Source organism: Microbacterium sp. CFBP9023 (assembly GCF_034045055.1).
GTDB lineage: Bacteria > Actinomycetota > Actinomycetes > Actinomycetales > Microbacteriaceae > Microbacterium.
Genome location: NZ_JAXCWI010000001.1, coordinates 155,145 through 171,047, shown reverse-complemented (window position 1 = coordinate 171,047; position 15,903 = coordinate 155,145). Strand labels below are relative to the sequence as shown.

Annotated in this window: 18 protein-coding genes; 11 read left to right on the top strand and 7 right to left on the bottom strand. The window is 68.8% G+C overall.

Features of this window, described 5'->3' with window-relative positions:
• Nucleotides 1–43: 43 nt before the first annotated feature.
• The 4 genes from SOM10_RS00780 to SOM10_RS00765 all read left to right on the top strand — a co-directional run bounded on the left by SOM10_RS00780 (nt 44) and on the right by SOM10_RS00765 (nt 4,212).
• On the top strand, nt 44–2,098 hold the full coding sequence (locus SOM10_RS00780; RefSeq protein ID WP_320487985.1) for a TPM domain-containing protein: 2,055 nt from the start codon (nt 44–46) through the stop codon (nt 2,096–2,098).
• Between the two features lie 55 nt (nt 2,099–2,153).
• Nucleotides 2,154–2,897 carry a PspA/IM30 family protein gene (locus SOM10_RS00775; RefSeq protein WP_053095704.1) on the top strand — a complete coding sequence of 248 codons (744 nt, stop codon included), beginning with the start codon at nt 2,154–2,156 and terminating at the stop codon, nt 2,895–2,897.
• A gap of 68 nt (nt 2,898–2,965) precedes the next feature.
• Nucleotides 2,966–3,769 carry an arginase family protein gene (locus SOM10_RS00770; RefSeq protein ID WP_320487984.1) on the top strand — a complete coding sequence of 268 codons (804 nt, stop codon included), beginning with the start codon at nt 2,966–2,968 and terminating at the stop codon, nt 3,767–3,769.
• Nucleotides 3,766–4,212, top strand: coding sequence for a hypothetical protein (locus SOM10_RS00765; protein WP_053095702.1), 447 nt, complete (start codon nt 3,766–3,768; stop codon nt 4,210–4,212). The genes SOM10_RS00770 and SOM10_RS00765 overlap by 4 nt, the downstream gene beginning before the upstream one ends.
• A 13-nt stretch (nt 4,213–4,225) precedes the next feature.
• Here SOM10_RS00765 and SOM10_RS00760 read toward each other — a convergent pair whose 3' ends face one another.
• Genes SOM10_RS00760 through SOM10_RS00750 form a run of 3 tightly spaced genes read right to left on the bottom strand, consistent with a single transcriptional unit; the run spans nt 4,226 to nt 5,931 of the window.
• A complete protein-coding gene (locus tag SOM10_RS00760; RefSeq protein WP_295102786.1) occupies nt 4,226–4,696 on the bottom strand; it encodes an SIP domain-containing protein in 471 nt (156 codons plus the stop codon).
• 33 nt (nt 4,697–4,729) lie between these two features.
• On the bottom strand, nt 4,730–5,452 hold the full coding sequence (locus SOM10_RS00755) for a tyrosine-protein phosphatase (protein ID WP_320487983.1): 723 nt from the start codon (nt 5,450–5,452) through the stop codon (nt 4,730–4,732).
• Nucleotides 5,449–5,931 (bottom strand): carboxymuconolactone decarboxylase family protein, encoded by a 483-nt coding sequence (locus tag SOM10_RS00750; RefSeq protein WP_320487982.1) that lies wholly within the window; start codon nt 5,929–5,931, stop codon nt 5,449–5,451. Before SOM10_RS00750 ends, SOM10_RS00755 begins: the two co-directional genes overlap by 4 nt.
• Nucleotides 5,932–6,102: 171 nt before the next feature.
• On the opposite strand from SOM10_RS00750, the gene SOM10_RS00745 reads away from it, so the two are divergent.
• From SOM10_RS00745 to SOM10_RS00720, 6 genes are all read left to right on the top strand, one after another.
• On the top strand, nt 6,103–7,029 hold the full coding sequence (locus SOM10_RS00745) for an alpha/beta hydrolase (protein ID WP_320487981.1): 927 nt from the start codon (nt 6,103–6,105) through the stop codon (nt 7,027–7,029).
• Nucleotides 7,030–7,123: 94 nt separating this feature from the next.
• A complete protein-coding gene (locus tag SOM10_RS00740; protein WP_320487980.1) occupies nt 7,124–8,644 on the top strand; it encodes an ABC transporter substrate-binding protein in 1,521 nt (506 codons plus the stop codon).
• A 13-nt stretch (nt 8,645–8,657) separates the two neighbouring features.
• On the top strand, nt 8,658–9,605 hold the full coding sequence (locus SOM10_RS00735) for an ABC transporter permease (RefSeq protein WP_320487979.1): 948 nt from the start codon (nt 8,658–8,660) through the stop codon (nt 9,603–9,605).
• Nucleotides 9,605–10,471, top strand: a complete 867-nt coding sequence (locus tag SOM10_RS00730; protein ID WP_053095695.1) for an ABC transporter permease — start codon at nt 9,605–9,607, stop codon at nt 10,469–10,471. Before SOM10_RS00735 ends, SOM10_RS00730 begins: the two co-directional genes overlap by 1 nt.
• Nucleotides 10,468–11,259 (top strand): ABC transporter ATP-binding protein, encoded by a 792-nt coding sequence (locus SOM10_RS00725; RefSeq protein ID WP_320487978.1) that lies wholly within the window; start codon nt 10,468–10,470, stop codon nt 11,257–11,259. Before SOM10_RS00730 ends, SOM10_RS00725 begins: the two co-directional genes overlap by 4 nt.
• The gene (locus tag SOM10_RS00720; protein WP_320487977.1) at nt 11,256–12,050 is read left to right on the top strand and encodes an ABC transporter ATP-binding protein; all 795 of its coding nucleotides are present in this window, start codon (nt 11,256–11,258) and stop codon (nt 12,048–12,050) included. Before SOM10_RS00725 ends, SOM10_RS00720 begins: the two co-directional genes overlap by 4 nt.
• Nucleotides 12,051–12,059: 9 nt before the next feature.
• On the opposite strand, the gene SOM10_RS00715 is transcribed toward SOM10_RS00720, so the two are convergent.
• The 4 genes from SOM10_RS00715 to SOM10_RS00700 are packed head-to-tail and all read right to left on the bottom strand — an operon-like array spanning nt 12,060 to nt 15,157.
• A complete protein-coding gene (locus SOM10_RS00715) occupies nt 12,060–12,677 on the bottom strand; it encodes a GNAT family N-acetyltransferase (RefSeq protein WP_320487976.1) in 618 nt (205 codons plus the stop codon).
• Between the two features lie 4 nt (nt 12,678–12,681).
• The gene (locus SOM10_RS00710; RefSeq protein WP_295105658.1) at nt 12,682–13,392 is read right to left on the bottom strand and encodes a uracil-DNA glycosylase; all 711 of its coding nucleotides are present in this window, start codon (nt 13,390–13,392) and stop codon (nt 12,682–12,684) included.
• 2 nt (nt 13,393–13,394) lie between these two features.
• Nucleotides 13,395–14,177 carry an SDR family oxidoreductase gene (locus SOM10_RS00705; RefSeq protein WP_171821902.1) on the bottom strand — a complete coding sequence of 261 codons (783 nt, stop codon included), beginning with the start codon at nt 14,175–14,177 and terminating at the stop codon, nt 13,395–13,397.
• On the bottom strand, nt 14,171–15,157 hold the full coding sequence (locus tag SOM10_RS00700; protein ID WP_320487975.1) for a DMT family transporter: 987 nt from the start codon (nt 15,155–15,157) through the stop codon (nt 14,171–14,173). The genes SOM10_RS00705 and SOM10_RS00700 overlap by 7 nt, the downstream gene beginning before the upstream one ends.
• Before the next feature lie 34 nt (nt 15,158–15,191).
• Here SOM10_RS00700 and SOM10_RS00695 point away from each other — a divergent pair, with 34 nt between their 5' ends.
• Entirely contained in the window at nt 15,192–15,782 is a 591-nt protein-coding gene (locus SOM10_RS00695; RefSeq protein ID WP_053095691.1) for a TetR/AcrR family transcriptional regulator, read from the top strand.
• Nucleotides 15,783–15,903: the final 121 nt, after the last annotated feature.

Below are 15,903 nucleotides of genomic sequence, written 5' to 3'. Positions count from 1 at the left end.
AGACTCGTGCCATGGGGCTCGGCTGCCGGTCGGAGGGAACACGATGAAGACACGGTGGCTGGCGCTGGCCGCACTGACTGCGGCGGCTGCAGCAGCCGCGTTCTCCGCATCTGCTGCCTCCGCGACCGACCCCGTGACGCTCGACTCGGGATACGTGACGGACGACGCCGACGTCCTCAGCCCGAGCCAAGAGGACGCCGTCGAGGCTCGACTCCAGACGCTCAGCGACAATTCCTCGTCCGATCTCTTCGTCGTCCTCGTCGATGACTTCACCTCGCCGACCGACAACGTCGCCTGGGCCGATACCGTCGCAGAGAACAACAACCTCGGCTCCGAGCAGTACCTGCTCGCGATCGCGGTAGAGGGACGCAGCTACTACATCTCGGCAGCACCCGACGGCCCGCTCAGCGACAGCAAGCTCGACGACGTGGAAGACAAGATCCAGGGTCTGGCCGCACAGGAGGACTGGGAGGGCATGATCGTCCTCGCCGCCGACGAGATCGAGGGCGACGGCGGTGCGGGCGCTCTACGGGCCACACTGATCGTGGTCGCCGTCATCGCGGTCGGCCTGATCATCTGGCTGATCATCGCCCTCATTCGCCGCGCGCGTCGCAATGCCGCGATCCGCAGGCGTGGCGCCATGCCCGAGACGCCCGATCCGAACGATCCGTTCTCCACGCTGACCGACGAGCAGGTGGAGACGCAGGCGGGGGCCGCACTCGTGCAGGCGGACGATGCGATCACCTCGAGCCGCGAGGAGCTCGGCTTCGCCGTCGCCCAGTTCGGCGACGCGGCGACCGCCGAGTTCAGCGGAGCAGTCGAGACCGCGAAGTCGAAGATGTCCGAGGCCTTCGATCTGAAGCAGAAGCTCGACGACGAGATCGAGGACACCGTCCACGATCGCCGCGCCTGGCACATCCGCATCATCCGGCTGTGCGACGAGATCGACGACGTCCTCGACGAGAACACCGACGCGTTCGACGCGCTCCGCAAGCTCGAGCAGAACGCACCACAGGAACTCGACAGAGTCCGCGGCGAGCGAGCCGCTCTCGTCCCGCTTCTGACTTCCGCGGCTCCCGCTCTGGCCGCGCTGTCCGCCACCTACGACGCATCGGCACTGAGCACGGTGTCCGACAACCCGGCACAGGCTCAGGAGCGGGCAGCCCTCGCCGACCGCTCGATCGAGGCCGCGCAGCAGGCGATAGCGGCCGGTCGCTCCGGCGAGGCGGCGTTCGCCATCCGCACGGCCGAGCAGTCGGTGGCGCAGGCGACACAGCTGGTCGAGGCCATCAACGCGCTGGGCACCGAACTCTCCCGTATCGAATCGCAGGCGCAGGCTCTCGTCGCCGAGCTGCAGGCCGACATCGCCGCGGCACAGCAGCTGCCTGACGCCGGAGGCACGCTCGCCGCGGTCGCGGCCGCAACCTCGCAGCAGCTGCAGCGTGCGCAGGCCGACCTCTCCGGAGCATCGCGCAGTCCGCAGCGCGTGCTCGAAGCGCTCAGCGCGGCGAACACGCAGATCGACGCCGCGATCGCGGAGGGCACCCAGGCCGTGGAACGGGCGCGACGCGTGCAGCAGCTTCTCGAGCAGACCCTGACGCAGGCGGGCTCCGAGATCCGAGCAGCGCGCGAGTACATCGAGACGCGGCGGGGAACCGTCGGCTCCACGGCTCGCACCCGCCTCTCCCAGGCCGACGCGACCCTTACTCAGGCCGTGAGTCTGCGGTCGTCGGATCCCGAGACCGCGCTCGCAGAAGCAGGACGCGCGCTCGAACTCGCCCGGCAGGCCACCTCATCCGCCCAGGCGGATGTCGCGGCCATGAGCCCGAGCCGCTATGAGAGCGGATGGGGCGGCGCCGGCGGCAGCATCTTCGGCGGCGGCGGATCAGGCTCCGGCGGTTCCGGCCTGGGCGGCGACATCCTGGGCGGCATCATCGGCGGTCTGCTCTCGGGCGGCGGCGGCGGAGGCGGCGGCTCCTCGCGCAGCAGCAGCTGGCGTTCCAGCGGTGGCGGCGGGTTCCGCAGCTCCGGTTTCGGCGGAGGCGGCGGCAGCCGCTCCAGCGGCCGCAGCGGCCGTTCGGGAGGGCGACGCTTCTGAACCGCATACCTATCGACCCCAGACATCGAGTCCGACCCTCTGAAAGGAACCACGCATGACCAAGCAGTCCATCTTCGGACGTATCTCGACCCTCGTCCGCGCGAACATCAACTCGCTCCTGGACTCTGCGGAAGACCCGCAGAAGATGATCGACCAGCTCGTTCGCGACTACACGAACAGCATCGCCGACGCCGAGTCGGCCATCGCCGAGACCATCGGCAACCTGCGTCTGCTGGAGCGCGACCACGAAGAAGACGTCCAGGCCGCCACCGAGTGGGGCAACAAGGCTCTCGCCGCCAGCCGCAAGGCCGACGAGATGCGCTCCACCGGCGACGCCGCCGATGCCGACAAGTTCGACAACCTCGCGAAGATCGCTCTGCAGCGCCAGATCAGCGCCGAGCGCGAGGCGACCGGGGCCGAGCCGCAGATCGCCGCTCAGACCGAGATCGTCGACAAGCTGAAGTCCGGCCTCAACGGCATGAAGGACAAGCTCGGCGAGCTGAAGAACAAGCGCAGCGAGCTGCTCGCCCGCGCCAAGGTCGCCGAGGCTCAGACGAAGGTGCAGGATGCGGTCTCCTCGATCAACGTCCTCGACCCCACCAGCGAGCTGGGACGTTTCGAAGACAAGGTCCGCCGTCAGGAGGCCCTCGCCCAGGGCAAGATCGAGCTCGCGGCATCCAGCCTCGACGCTCAGTTCGAGAGCCTCGAAGACCTCGGTGAGCTGACCGAGGTCGAGGCTCGTCTCGCCGAGCTGAAGGCGGGCGGCTCCGCCCCTCGCCAGGCCATCGAAGGCTCCTGATACACCCTGCGGGTGCCTCGGATCCTCGTGTCCGAGGCACCCGCTCCTCTTCTCAGCTGGAGGCACCCATGGTGCGTTTCCTCGTCGTCCCGCAGTGGCAGGGCTCCCCCGCCGCTCGCGCGATGCTGCTCGTCGACGGCGCCTCGGCGATCGCCGGCGACCTTCCGCGTGCCGCGACCACGGTGCTCGATGTGCCGGTCGAAGCCGGTGAATCCCTCGGCACCGGCGTCCGCCGACTCAGCGCTCTCCTTCGCACCCGAGAGCTCGTCGAAACCGGCATGACCGTCGACACCGTGATCATCGGCGGCGACTGCAGCGTGACCGTCGCCGCCCTGGCGGCTCTTCCCGGCGGAACCGACGACCTGGCCGTCGTGTGGTGCGATGCCCACGCCGACCTGCACACGCCGGACACCTCACCCTCCGGAGCGTTCTCCGGCATGGCGCTCCGCGCGGTACTCGGCGACGGAGAGCCTCAACTCGCGCTCTCGCCCGGGATCCCCCGCGATCGGGTGGTCACGGTGGGCATGCGCAATCTCGACGACGACGAGGTCACCGCCCTCGACGGCCTCGCCCAGCTCTCCGTCGACGATCTGGAATCGCCCGACGCTCTCGCCGACGCGGTCGAAGCGACCGGCGCGCGCCGCGTATGGGTGCACATCGACGTCGATGTGCTCGACCCTGCGGAGATCGCCGGCGTCTCCTCCCCCGCACCGTTCGGACTCTCGCCCGCGAGTCTGAGCACCGCGATCCGCGCACTGCGGTCCCGTGTGCCGCTGGCGGGCGCCACCATCGCGGGGTTCGCCCCTCGCTCACCCGCTGACGCGGTCGAGGACCTCGGCGCGCTGCTCCGTCTCGTCGGAGCCGTCGCATGACGTCCGACTGGCGGCCGGCCGCCGAGCGCGCTGTGGCTCGCGGTCGGAGACTCGACCGCCGGATCCCCGCGTTCCTCCTGCGTTCGCCGATCAGCCGGATCGGCTACTGGTGGGGCACGTCCGTGGGCTGGATCTGGGGGTCCCTGTGGAGCACGGGTCCCGTCGAACGCCGATCGGGCCTGTGGGTGTTCCAGGGGATGCCGAACTGGACGTTCAACCGCGGCGGAGTGTGCGTCGGCGGCTGCTTCCTGACGGGTGACGCCCGTCCGAGCGACGCCGTGCTGCGCCACGAGGCGGTGCACAAGGCGCAGTGGCTGCGCTACGGCATCCTGCTTCCGGTGCTCTACCTGTTCGCGGGCAGGGATCCGCTGCGCAACCGCTTCGAGATCGAGGCGGGCCTGGAAGACGGCAACTACGTCCGCCGCAGCAGGTCGCGGCCGTAGAGCGCGGAAGCGCTCAGCGGTTGACGGGCAGCAGCCCGAAGCGCTCCGGAGCGTGGATCTGAGCAGGCTGGATCTCGAGGGCGCCCGTCAGGTGCTCGACGATGTCAGCCGTGCCGAGGAAGCCTCCGAGAAGAGTGACGTGGGTGTCGAGCTCGTCGTCGCAGAGCATCTCGTCTGCCCACGCGCAGGTCGCTCGGGCGAGAGCCTCGCCCGGTGCGCACGCTCGCCCGCTTCCCGGTGCGCCCGATCGCTGCGATCGAGCGAGCCACGTGACCGTCATGCGTCCAGGGGCTTCGATCACGCCGATGTCGGACGCGTCGGCGACCTCGATGAAGATCCGACCCGACGCGCACAGCGGCAGAGTGGCGAGAAAGACCTCGAGCTCGGTGAGCGAGTGCTCGTCGGCCGTCACCAGGTGGTGAGCACGGCGACGTGCGGCGCGGCGCTCGGCACGCGTGCTGCGGGTCTCGAGGAAGGTCTCCATGATGCATCCATCATACAGCACATGAAGGGTTGCCTAACCTTGCTCGAGGACTTCTTCCACAAGTGCGCATCGCAGAGCCTCGAGTTCCTGGTCCGTCATCCCGTTCGCGCGCAGGTAGCCGGCGGCCGAACCCCAACGTTCGTCGACCTGCTCGAGCAGCGCCCGCATCACCGGTGCCGGCGACTGCGTCGCCAGAGCGACGGCGTGCACAGCCTGCGGATGCTGCGACCTCAGGTATGCGGCGATGCGCTGCGACCGCTCGGCGGGCAGCAGCGACTCCGTGAGCGCGTAGTCCGCGACGATCGCCTCACGGTCGGCGCCCACTGCGGCGAGCGCGAGCGCGACGGTCACCCCGGTGCGGTCCTTGCCGACCGTGCAGTGGACGAGAGTCGGCTCCCCCTCAGCGATGATGCGGATCGCGGCGACGAGCCGATCTCCGCTCTCCTCGAGCAGGTGCAGATAGAGATCCTCCAGGCTCGTGTCCGTCTCGAAGAACGACCGCACGGATCCGAGGAACAGCGGAAGGTGAGTGGTGTCGGGACCCTCGATCTCGGTCGGCTCTGCGGCGACCTCTTCGCCGTCGCGGAGATCGACGATGTGAGCGACGCGGCGACGGACCTCGTTCACCCCGGCAGTGGTCGCCGCCGAGAGCTGGCCGGATCGCAACAGCACGCCCGAACGGATCCGACCACCGTCTGCGAGCATCCCTCCGACGTCGCGGAAGTTGTTGACCCCGTCGACCTCGAGAACGCTCATGCCTGCGCCTTCGCCTGCGGCGAGCGCGGCGGAACCGGGTACCTTCCGGCGATCACGACTCGGTTGAAGGCGTTGATCGAGATGCAGGCCCAGCTCAGTGCCGCGTACTCCTTCTCGGTGAACACTCCACCGACCCGGTTGTACACGTCGTCGGAGATGCCCTCCTCGGAGATGAAGGTGAAAGCCTCGGCGAGCTCGAGCGCGGCTTCCTCGCGGTCACTGAAGACATTGCTCTCGCGCCACGTCGCGATCTGCATGAGCGTGTCGGTGTCGATGCCCGCCTTGAGCGCGCGATCCACATGCAGACGCGTGCAGTAGCTGCACCCGTTGAGCTGCGACGAGTGGATCATCACGATCTCCTTGAGCCGATCGTCGATCCCGTTGGCTGCGCAGATGTCTCCCACGGTGCGGGCGAAGGCGTCGAGCGCCTGGTAGGCCGCCGGCTCGGTCTTTGAGAGGTGCACTCGCGTCTCGCTCATGGCTCAATGATATTCCGTTGCGCACTCAAGCTGGCGAGCCGCTCACAGGAAGCGAGAATGCAGAGCGCGAAATGACAGCGCCGATTTGATACCTTTTCGCCAAGGGTGAGCCGGGTTACGGCAAACATAATGCTCCCGCATTTCCCCACCACCCTCGAAGCAGAGCAGAATATGCAGGTGGCGATCGACACCAGCGAGTTCAGCTATCTTCCCGCACAGGCGCAGACGATGGGGGTCTCCGAACCGTCCGTTCGACGCGTGACGCTGCCCCTGCCGGACGGCCGCCAGGTGAGCGCGCTGCGATTCGGCGACGAGGCACCTCGAGTGACACTGCTGCACGGCGCCGGTCTCAATGCGCACACGTGGGACACGACCGTGCTCGCGCTCCAGCAGCCGGTGCTGGCGGTCGACCTCGCCGGTCACGGCGACTCGTCGTGGCGCGACGACCTCGATTACACCCCTCGCACTCTCGCCCTCGACGTCGCCGCGGCGCTCGACGCCTGGACGGACGCTCCGCAGCTGGTCGTGGGTCACTCGCTCGGCGGCCTCACCGGCGCAGCTCTTGCCGCTGCCCGTCCCGACCTCGTGTCGGAGCTGATCGTGGTCGACATCACCCCGGGCATCGACACGTCCGCCGGGCCCGCCGCCCTACGCGAGTTCTACGCCGGCCCCACGGATTTCGAGACGCGCGACGAGCTCGTCGACCGCGCGATCTCGTTCGGGTTCGGGGGCGCCAGGTCTGACACCGAGCGGGGCGTGTTCCTGAACACCCGCGTGCGCGCCGACGGCCGCGTCGAGTGGAAGCACCACTTCGCGCACCTCGCGGCCCAGACGCTCGCTGCGCACGACCGCGGCGACGTCTCGGCGCCGTCCGCACTTCACACCACCGGCTGGCAGGATCTCTCGCAGACGTCGGCACCCCTCACGCTCCTCCGCGCGATCGACGGCTTCGTGACCGCAGCGGATGCGCAGGAGTTCGCCGATCGTCTGCCTCAGGCCCGCGTGGTCGCCGTCCAGGCCACCCACAACGTTCAGGAGACCGCGCCCGGGCAGCTCGCCGCGGTGATCTCGTCCTCGCTCCCGCCGCACGGAATGTGACGTTCCGTTCCACATTCCGCCCTCACCCACCCGACACATCCCTAGGCTCGATCCATCGGCACACAGCAACTGCCGCACCGAGAGGAAACAACCCATGTTCCGACGTACGCGACGACTCGCGCTGATCTCCGCCATCGCGGCGAGCGCCATCGTCCTCACCGCCTGCGCAGGTGCCGCAGAGCCCGAGACCACTGAGCCCGTCGGAGAGCCCGATCCGGACGCGACGCTCCAGGTGGGGCTCGTCCTCGAACCCACCAATCTCGACATCCGTCACACCAGCGGCGCCGCCCTCGAACAGATCCTCATCGACAACATCTACGAGGGTCTGATCAGCCGGACGCAGGAGAACGAGATCGTGCCCCGCCTCGCCTCGGACTACGAGGTCTCCGACGACGGACTCACTTACACGTTCACCCTCAACGAGGGCATCACGTTCCACAGCGGAACCGCACTCACCTCGGCCGACGTGGTCGCCTCGTACGAGGCCGTCCGCACGGACGCGACGCTGCAGGGCAACGCCGAGTTCGCCTCGGTGGCCTCTATCACCGCCCCGGACCCCGCGACGGTGCAGATCGTGCTCACGGAGCCGAACCAGAACTTCCTGTTCTCGCTCACCGGGCCTGCGGGTCTCGTCTTCCAGACGGGCGACACGACCGACCTCAAGACCGCCGAGAACGGAACCGGCCCCTTCACCCTGACTCGGTGGAACAAGGGCAGCGCCATCACCTTCGCCCGCAACGACGCCTATTGGGGCGAACCGGCGGGAGTCGCCGAGGTCGAGTTCCAGTACATCCCCGACTTCACCGCCGGAGTGAACACCGCTCTCGACGGCGGGGTTCAGGTTCTCACAGCCGTCGACCCGAATCTCGCCCCGCAGCTCGAGGATTCCGGCGACTTCACCCTCACGACCGGCCGCACCACCGACAAGGCCACGCTCGCGTTCAATAACGCGAAGGCGCCTCTCGACGACGTCCGGGTACGCGAGGCACTCCGCCTCGCGATCGATCACGAGGCTCTCGTCGAGGCCGTCGGTGCGGGATCCACCCTGTACGGACCGATCCCCGAGCTGGACCCCGGTTACGAGGACCTCTCCGATGTCGTCTCCTACGACCCGGAGAAGGCGAAGAAGTTGCTTGCAGAAGCCGGCCAGGAGGATCTCGAGCTCACCCTCACGATCCCCAGCTTCTACGGAACGACGGTCCCCAAGGTGCTCATCTCGGACTTCCAGAAGGTCGGCGTCACCCTCGATGTCGACTCCGTCGAGTTCCCGGCCTGGTTGGAGGACGTCTACACCAACCACGACTACGACCTCAGCTTCGTGCTGCACGTCGAGCCGCGTGACTTCGGCAACTTCGCGAACCCCGACTACTACTTCGGCTACGACAACGCCGAGGTGCAGGGCCTGTACACCGAGGCGCTGGCCGAGGTCGATCCCGACAAGTCCGCGGACCTGCTCGCCGAAGCCGCGCGCATCGTGTCCGAAGACCACGCGGCGGACTGGTTGTACAACGGTGCGACCATCACGGCCGTGAGCCCGCTCGTGACCGGCTTCCCCGAGGACTCGATCAACTCCCGCATCAACCTGGCCGGGGTGACCGTGGCCACCGAGAAGTGATGACGCGCACGTCGTGATCCGCTACGCGCTCGTTCGAGGAGCCCTGCTCATCGCAGGGCTCCTCGTCTCGAGTGCGGTGATCTTCCTGACCCTCAGGGTCTTCCCCGGCGATGTCGCACAGCTGATCGCGGGCACGCAGGCCTCCCCCGACGAGGTGGAGGCCCTTCGCGACTCCCTCGGTCTGAACCGTCCTCTCCCCGCGCAGTACGCGGAGTGGATCGGCGGGATCTTCCGCGGCGATCTCGGCACGTCGCTCCTCTCGGGCGCCTCGGTCGGCGAGGAGCTGCTCGAGAAGGCGCAGGTCACGGTCCCGCTCGGCATCCTCTCCCTGCTCATCGCCGTCCTCATCGCCGTGCCGTTCGGCATCCTGGCCGCGCTGCGTCGTGGCGGTCGCGGAGGCACGGCGCTGAGCGTCGGCGCGCAGGCTCTCGCCGCGGTGCCCGTCGTCTGGGCGGGCATGATGCTCATCGTCGTCTTCTCGGTCTGGCTCGGCTGGCTTCCCCCGCAGGGCTTCCCCCGCACCGGGTGGAGCACGCCCTGGCGAGCGATCGAATCGCTGCTGCTGCCCGCTCTCACGATCGGCATCGTCGAGGGCGCGATGCTCATGAGATTCGTCCGCAGTGCGACCCTGCAGGCTGCGGGACAGGACTTCGTCCGCACCGCCGCCGCCAAGGGACTCACCCGCACGCGCGCCCTCATCTCCCACGGCATACCGGCAGTCGGACTCTCGATCATCACTGTCCTCGGGCTCCAGGTCGCGGGCATCATCGTCGGCTCGGTCGTCATCGAGCAGCTGTTCACCCTCCCGGGTATCGGGCGGATGCTCGTGGCCGACGTCGGAACACGCGACCTCGTCAAGGTGCAGAGCGAGCTGCTCGTGCTCACCGGTTTCGTGCTCGTGGTGGGCTTCCTCGTCGATCTGGTCCATCGCGCGATCGATCCTCGGCAGAGGGAGGCCTGATGTCCGGTTGGCTGTCGAGACTGTGGCGGACCGCGACCGGGCGATTCGGTCTGATCGTCGTCGCCATCGTCGCTCTCACCGCGCTCGTCTCGCTGTTCTGGACGCCGTTCGACCCGCAGGAGTCCGATCTGGCAGCTCGCTGGGGTGTCCCCGGCTGGCCCCATCTGCTCGGCACCGACGACACCGGGCGCGACATCCTCAGTCTGCTCATGGCGGGCTCTCGGACGACGGTGTTCGTGAGCATCGGCGCCGGGCTCGTCGCCACGGTCGTCGGCATCGCCCTGGCCGCGCTCGGCGCGCTCACGGCACGGTGGCTGCGTGAGACGGTGGCCGTGCTCGTCGACATCCTGATCGCCTTCCCCGTGCTGCTCATCGCGATGATGATCTCGTCGGTCTGGGGCGGCTCGCTCTGGGTGGTGATCTGGTCGGTGGGCATCGGCTTCGGCGTCAACATCGCTCGCGTCACCCGACCCGAGCTGCGCCGCGTGCAGCAGAGCGACTTCGTCCTCGCCGCGCGGGCCTCCGGCCTGACGACCGGTCAGAGCCTCGCGCGCCACCTGCTGCCCAACGTCGCGCCCGTGTTCATCGTGCAGCTGTCGTGGTCGATGGCGGTCGCCGTGCTCGCCGAAGCGGGACTGTCGTACCTGGGCTTCGGCGCGTCGGTGGTGGAGCCGAGCTGGGGGCTGCTGCTCGCCGATCTCCAGCGCTACATCGGCGTGCATCCCCTCTCGGTCATCTGGCCGGGCCTCGCGATCACGATCACGGTGCTCGCTCTCAACCTCCTGGGCGACGGCCTGCGCGAGGCCACCGATCCCACGCTGCGCCATCGCGCCGCCGAGATCCACACGCCGGCGGTGATCGCATGAGTCTCGAAGTGACCGACCTCGTCGTCCGCATCGACGGACGGCCGGTGGTCGACGGCGTCTCGTTCGAGGTGCCGAACGGATCGCGCCTGGGCCTGATCGGCGAATCCGGATCCGGCAAGTCCTTGACCGCCCTGGCCGTTCTCGGGCTCCTTCCCGACGGCGCGACCGCGAGCGGCAGCATCCGCTGGAACGGCACCGAGCTGATCGGAATGCCGGATCGCGAGCTCGCCCGCCTGCGCGGTGACGAGATCGGGATCGTCTTCCAGGAGCCGCGCACCGCTCTGAACCCGATCCGCACGGTCGGCAGGCAGATCGCCGAGTCGATCCGCATCCACGAGGGCATCGGTCGACGAGAGGCCCGAGAGCGAGCAATCCAGGAGGCGGCTCGTGTGCGCCTGCCCGACCCGGCGTCGATCGTCGATCGGTATCCGCACCAGCTGTCCGGCGGTCAGAGGCAGCGGGTGGCGATCGCGATGGCGCTCGCGTGCCGACCGCGTCTGCTCATCGCCGATGAGCCGACGACCGCTCTCGACGTCACGATCCAAGCCGAGATCCTCGCTCTGCTGTTGAACCTCGTCGAGGAGCAGGGCATGTCACTCGTGTTCATCACCCACGATCTCGCCGTCCTCGCTCAGGTCGCGACCGAGGGCGTGGTCCTCGAAGACGGCCACGTGGTCGAGGCGGCTCCCGTGAGCACGCTCCTCACCGCCCCGACGTCGCCGATCACCCAGGGGCTGCTCCGCGACGCGACCGCGACCCTGTGGCGGCCCGAGGGAGGCACGCGATGAGCCTGATCGAGGCGCGGTCTCTGCGGCGTGACTTCGTGATCCCCAAGCGCTCCGCCTTCGAGCCGACGCGTAGGCAGACAGCCTTGGCACCGACCGACCTCGACATCGTCGAGGGGTCGTCCGTCGGGATCATCGGCGAATCCGGGTCGGGGAAATCGACGCTCGTCAGACTGCTGCTCGGACTCGACCGTCCGACGTCCGGCACCGTCACCGTCGATGGAAGAGCCGTGGATGCCGCGGCATCCGCCCGCTCGCTGCACTGGCTGCGCCGTCAGACCGGGCTCGTGTTCCAGGACCCGTACGCATCGCTGGACCCTCGCATGACCGCCGCCCAGATCATCCGCGAGCCCCTCTGGGCGCTCGGCATCGAGGGAGACCACCGCGCACGTGTACGCGACGTGCTCGAGCAGGTCGGCCTCGAACCCGAGATGGGCGACCGCTACCCGCATGAGTTCTCGGGAGGGCAGCGGCAGCGGATCGCGTTGGCCCGCGCCATCGTGCATCGACCCCGCATCCTCGTCGGAGACGAGCCCCTGTCGGCGCTCGACGTGACCGTGCGAGCTCAGATCCTCGAGCTCCTGATCGAGCTGCGACGCAGCGCCGACCTGACGCTCGTCCTGGTGTCGCACGACATCGGCGTGGTGCAGAACCTGTGCGACACGGTGGTCGTGATGAAGGACGGCGCCGTCGTCGAGCGAGGATCCACCGCGGACGTGCTGCTGCGCCCGACGCAGGACTACACGAAGGCGCTCCTCGCCGCGATCCCTGTGATCCCCGCTCCCCCGTCGTGAGCAGGGTCGTCAGCGCGTCGAGCTCGTGCTGAAGAACTTCCGCCGACGGCTGGGACGCAGCGCGCGGCGCATGTAGACGGTCCCGAGGTCGCGGCCGAACTTGTGCCCGACTCGGCCCATCCGTCCGGCCTCGACGAAGCCGAGCTTCGCGTGGAGCCGAATCGAGGCGTCGGCCTTCGTGTCGCTGATCACGGCCACCATCTCGCGGATGCCGAGCTGTTCGCAGGCGTCGATGAGCGCCTGCAGCAGCGCAGCTCCGAGCCCCTTGCCGCCGGCTCCCGGGCCGAGGTAGATCGAGTCCTCGACCGTGTACCGGTACGCGTTCTTGCCCGCCCACGGCTGCGCCAGCGCGTACCCGATCACGACCCCCGCCGGCGAGACCGCCACCAGGAAGGGCAGGCCGAGCTTGCTCAGCAGCGCGAACTTCTCACGCCAGTAGGGGATGCTGCTGCGCCGCTCATCGAGAGTGACCACCGAATTGCTGACGAAATGGTTGTAGATCTCGCGCACGTACGGGAGGTCGCCCGAACGTGCGGGGCGGATCGAGTACGAGAACACGTCGGGTTCGGGCTGCGGGCGCAGATGGCGCGGCAGCACACGGCGGCGATCACCGGGCTCGAACTGCATGCGATCAGCTTAGAGGGGGCGCTTCGCCGACGCGCCAGTCGATCGGACTCGCACCGAGCCCGTCGAGCAGCTCGTTCGCTCGCGAGAACGGCCGAGAGCCGAAGAATCCGCGCCGTGCGGAGAGCGGAGACGGGTGCGCCGAGGCGATCACGGGGGTCTCGCCGAGGAGGGGCTGCAGATTCGCCGCGTCCTTGCCCCACAGGATCGCGACGAGCGGCTGGTCCCGCGCGACGAGTGCGCGGATCGCGAGCTCGGTCACCTGCTCCCATCCCCAGCGGCGATGGGAGCCGGCCTCGCCGGGCCGCACGGTCAGCACCCTGTTGAGCAGCAGGACCCCCTGGTCGCTCCACGCGGACAGATCTCCGTGCGGGGCGGGCGGGATGCCGAGATCGCTCTCGAGTTCCCGGTAGATGTTCCCCAGGCTGCGCGGCAGCGGCCGCACGTCATGGTCGACGGCGAACGACAGCCCGATCGGGTGCCCGGGAGTCGGATACGGGTCCTGGCCGGTGATGAGCACCTTGACGTCGGACATCGGGCGTTCGAAGGCGCGCAGCACGTGATCGCCCGCGGGAAGATAACCGCGTCCTGCGGCCTGCTCCTCCCGCAGCCGCTCCCCGAGGGCGGTGATCGTCTGCTGAGCCGGAGCGAGTGCGTCCGCCCATTCGGGGTCCATGAGACCGTCGCCGGCGAGCTCGGCGAGAGTGCGCGCGGTCATCCTCAGTCGATCGGCCGCACGCGCAGCGGTCCGCGGGCGAGAAGATGGTTGGCCGACTGCGCGACGGGTCGCATCGTGACGAGGTCGAGATTCACATGAGCGGGCGCGTCGAGGGCATAGGCGATCACGTCGGCGACGTCCTCGGCTCGCAGCGGCGCCTCGACGCCCGAATACACGGCCTCTGCCGCGACCGCGTCTCCGCCCAGACGGTTGAGCGTGAACTCCTCGGTGTGCACCATTCCGGGAGCGATCTCGGACACGCGGATCGGCTCGCCGTTCAACTCGAGACGGAGGGCGTGCACGAGCATGGCCTGCGCGGCCTTGGCGGCGTTGTAGCCTCCGCCGCCCGGGTAGGCCACCTGGGCGGCCGTCGAGGTCACGAACACGGTGTCCGCGTGACCGTCCGCGGCGGCTGCCCGACGAAGCAGAGGCAGGAGCCCCGCCACCAGACGCTGGCTCGAGAGCACGTTCGCGTCGTACATCCACTGCCAGTCGTCGATCGACGCGTTCTCGATGCGATCCGTGCCTCGCGCTCCGCCCGCGACCTGCACGAGAGCGTGCACGGGTCCCGAATCCTCGAGCTCCGAGACCAGCGCTGCGACGGCTTCCGGGTTCGTCAGGTCGCACGCGATCGTCGACGCCCCGGTCTCCGCCGAGAGCGCCTCCAGTCGGGACGCCCGTCGTGCGACTCCCACGACCCCCCAGCCGCGGGCGCGCAGCGCGCGCACCGTCGCCTGTCCGATACCCGAACTCGCACCCGTCACCACTGCACGCCTGTTCACCATTCCTCCACCGTACGATGTTCCGGCCGCGAAAGCCGCTGCGCATCGTCGGGTCGTCTCGACGCGCCGCGTCGGGAGTCGACGCGCGCCGACCGGACCTCGGAGACGAGGACGAGTGCGACCCCGGCTCCGCACAGGGCGAATCCGGCGATCGTGAGGATCGTCAGAGGCTCCCCCAGCAGGATGGTTCCGGCCAGTGACGTCGTCGGCGCGATCAGGAAGAGCAGCGCCTGCAGGGCGGTGATGCCGATGCGCTTCAGCAGCCACCAGTACAGACCGTATGCGGCGAGCGTCGGAGCGGCCGCGGTCAGCACCACGGCGAGCCAGAACGATCCGGAGGCGGGCGGAACCAGCGTCCCCGTCACCGCCGCGATCACCACGAGCAGCGCCGCCGTCACCGTCACGTGGACGGTCAGCGTCACGAGCACGCCGGTCTGCACCCCGGTCTTCCGCTGCAGCAGGGTGCCGACGATGAGGCACACCATGGCGACGGCCGGCAGCGCATAGGCCGCAGGTGGAGCCTCGGTGGCGCCGAGCTGCGACTGGACGACGAGCAGCACTCCGATCGCGCCCACTCCGAGCCCGACCCATTGAGCTCCGCGCACGCGCAGACCGAGGATGGGCCCGACGAGCACAGCCACCACCAGGGGCTGCACCGCGTCGATGAGAGCCACGGTGCCGGTGGCGATGCCTGCGGCGACGGCACCGTAGACCGCGATGCAGTAGCCGAACTGCGCGAAGATCCCTATCGAGGCCTGGATCCGGAGCTCACGTCGGTGCATCCCCGTCGCCGCTCCTGAGACGACGACGAGCACGAGCAGCGCGACGGCCAGGGGCGCGAACCGCCACACGAGGAGCGTCAGGGGCGAGACCTCGACGGTGGCGAACGCCGGGATGATGAACCCCGAGCTCCAGGTCACGACGAATGCGGTCGCGGCGGTCGCCGTCGTCACGACCGGAAGTACACCGATCTGTTTACTCATGATGCCGACTATACAGACTGGTATAGTCGTCCGCATGACCTCGTCCGTTCCCGAACTCGTCCCGCTCACGCCCGGAGGGCGGCGCGTTCTCGACGCCGCATCCCGACTGTTCTACGAGCGAGGCATCCACGCGGTCGGGGTCGACACGATCGCCGAGGCGGCCGGAGTCACGAAGAAGACGCTCTACGACCGCTTCGGGTCGAAGGAGGCGCTGGTCGTCTCCTACCTCCAGCACCGGGATGCGCGGTGGCGCGACCACGTCGCCGGCCAGCTCGCCCGGGTGCCCGATCCCGGCGCCGACCGTGTGCTCGCGGTCTTCGACGCCGCGATCTCCTGGTCCGACGAGAACAGCCCGAAGGGATGCAGCGCGATCAACGCCCGAGCCGAGATCGGCGAGGGCAACGACGACCACCCGGTGTTCCCCGAGGTGTCTCGCCAGAAGGCCTGGCTCCTCGATCTGTTCGAGGAGCTCTGCAGCGAAGCGGGGATCACCGATCCGCAGGCGATGGCGCAGGCGATGATGCTGCTGTACGAGGGCGCGATCGTCACGGTCGGGATGACGACGTTCGCCGAGCCGTTCGCGATCGCTCGCACGTGGGCGGCGAGGCTGCTCGGCCGGCCCTGAACCCGCACGCGCACCGGCGCCGGGATCCGGCCGGTGTTCATTACGTCACATTTCCCACCCACTGTTGACAACTTCCGATATTCCGTACTGTCGCATCAACGACATCAGTCGAATCGACCTT

Excerpts from the sequence above, each read along its gene's own strand:
- SOM10_RS00710 (WP_295105658.1), bottom strand. The coding sequence starts at position 13,392 with ATGACCGCGCGCACTCTCGCCGAGCTCGCCGGCGACGGTCTCATGGAC.
- SOM10_RS00760 (WP_295102786.1), bottom strand. The coding sequence starts at position 4,696 with ATGGAGACCTTCCTCGAGACCCGCAGCACGCGTGCCGAGCGCCGCGCC.
- SOM10_RS00770 (WP_320487984.1), top strand. The coding sequence starts at position 2,966 with ATGGTGCGTTTCCTCGTCGTCCCGCAGTGGCAGGGCTCCCCCGCCGCT.
- SOM10_RS00765 (WP_053095702.1), top strand. The coding sequence starts at position 3,766 with ATGACGTCCGACTGGCGGCCGGCCGCCGAGCGCGCTGTGGCTCGCGGT.
- SOM10_RS00705 (WP_171821902.1), bottom strand. The coding sequence starts at position 14,177 with ATGGTGAACAGGCGTGCAGTGGTGACGGGTGCGAGTTCGGGTATCGGA.
- SOM10_RS00775 (WP_053095704.1), top strand. The coding sequence starts at position 2,154 with ATGACCAAGCAGTCCATCTTCGGACGTATCTCGACCCTCGTCCGCGCG.
- SOM10_RS00725 (WP_320487978.1), top strand. The coding sequence starts at position 10,468 with ATGAGTCTCGAAGTGACCGACCTCGTCGTCCGCATCGACGGACGGCCG.
- SOM10_RS00755 (WP_320487983.1), bottom strand. The coding sequence starts at position 5,452 with ATGAGCGTTCTCGAGGTCGACGGGGTCAACAACTTCCGCGACGTCGGA.
- SOM10_RS00745 (WP_320487981.1), top strand. The coding sequence starts at position 6,103 with ATGCAGGTGGCGATCGACACCAGCGAGTTCAGCTATCTTCCCGCACAG.
- SOM10_RS00695 (WP_053095691.1), top strand. The coding sequence starts at position 15,192 with ATGACCTCGTCCGTTCCCGAACTCGTCCCGCTCACGCCCGGAGGGCGG.
- SOM10_RS00740 (WP_320487980.1), top strand. The coding sequence starts at position 7,124 with ATGTTCCGACGTACGCGACGACTCGCGCTGATCTCCGCCATCGCGGCG.
- SOM10_RS00730 (WP_053095695.1), top strand. The coding sequence starts at position 9,605 with ATGTCCGGTTGGCTGTCGAGACTGTGGCGGACCGCGACCGGGCGATTC.
- SOM10_RS00750 (WP_320487982.1), bottom strand. The coding sequence starts at position 5,931 with ATGAGCGAGACGCGAGTGCACCTCTCAAAGACCGAGCCGGCGGCCTAC.
- SOM10_RS00780 (WP_320487985.1), top strand. The coding sequence starts at position 44 with ATGAAGACACGGTGGCTGGCGCTGGCCGCACTGACTGCGGCGGCTGCA.
- SOM10_RS00700 (WP_320487975.1), bottom strand. The coding sequence starts at position 15,157 with ATGAGTAAACAGATCGGTGTACTTCCGGTCGTGACGACGGCGACCGCC.
- SOM10_RS00715 (WP_320487976.1), bottom strand. The coding sequence starts at position 12,677 with ATGCAGTTCGAGCCCGGTGATCGCCGCCGTGTGCTGCCGCGCCATCTG.
- SOM10_RS00720 (WP_320487977.1), top strand. The coding sequence starts at position 11,256 with ATGAGCCTGATCGAGGCGCGGTCTCTGCGGCGTGACTTCGTGATCCCC.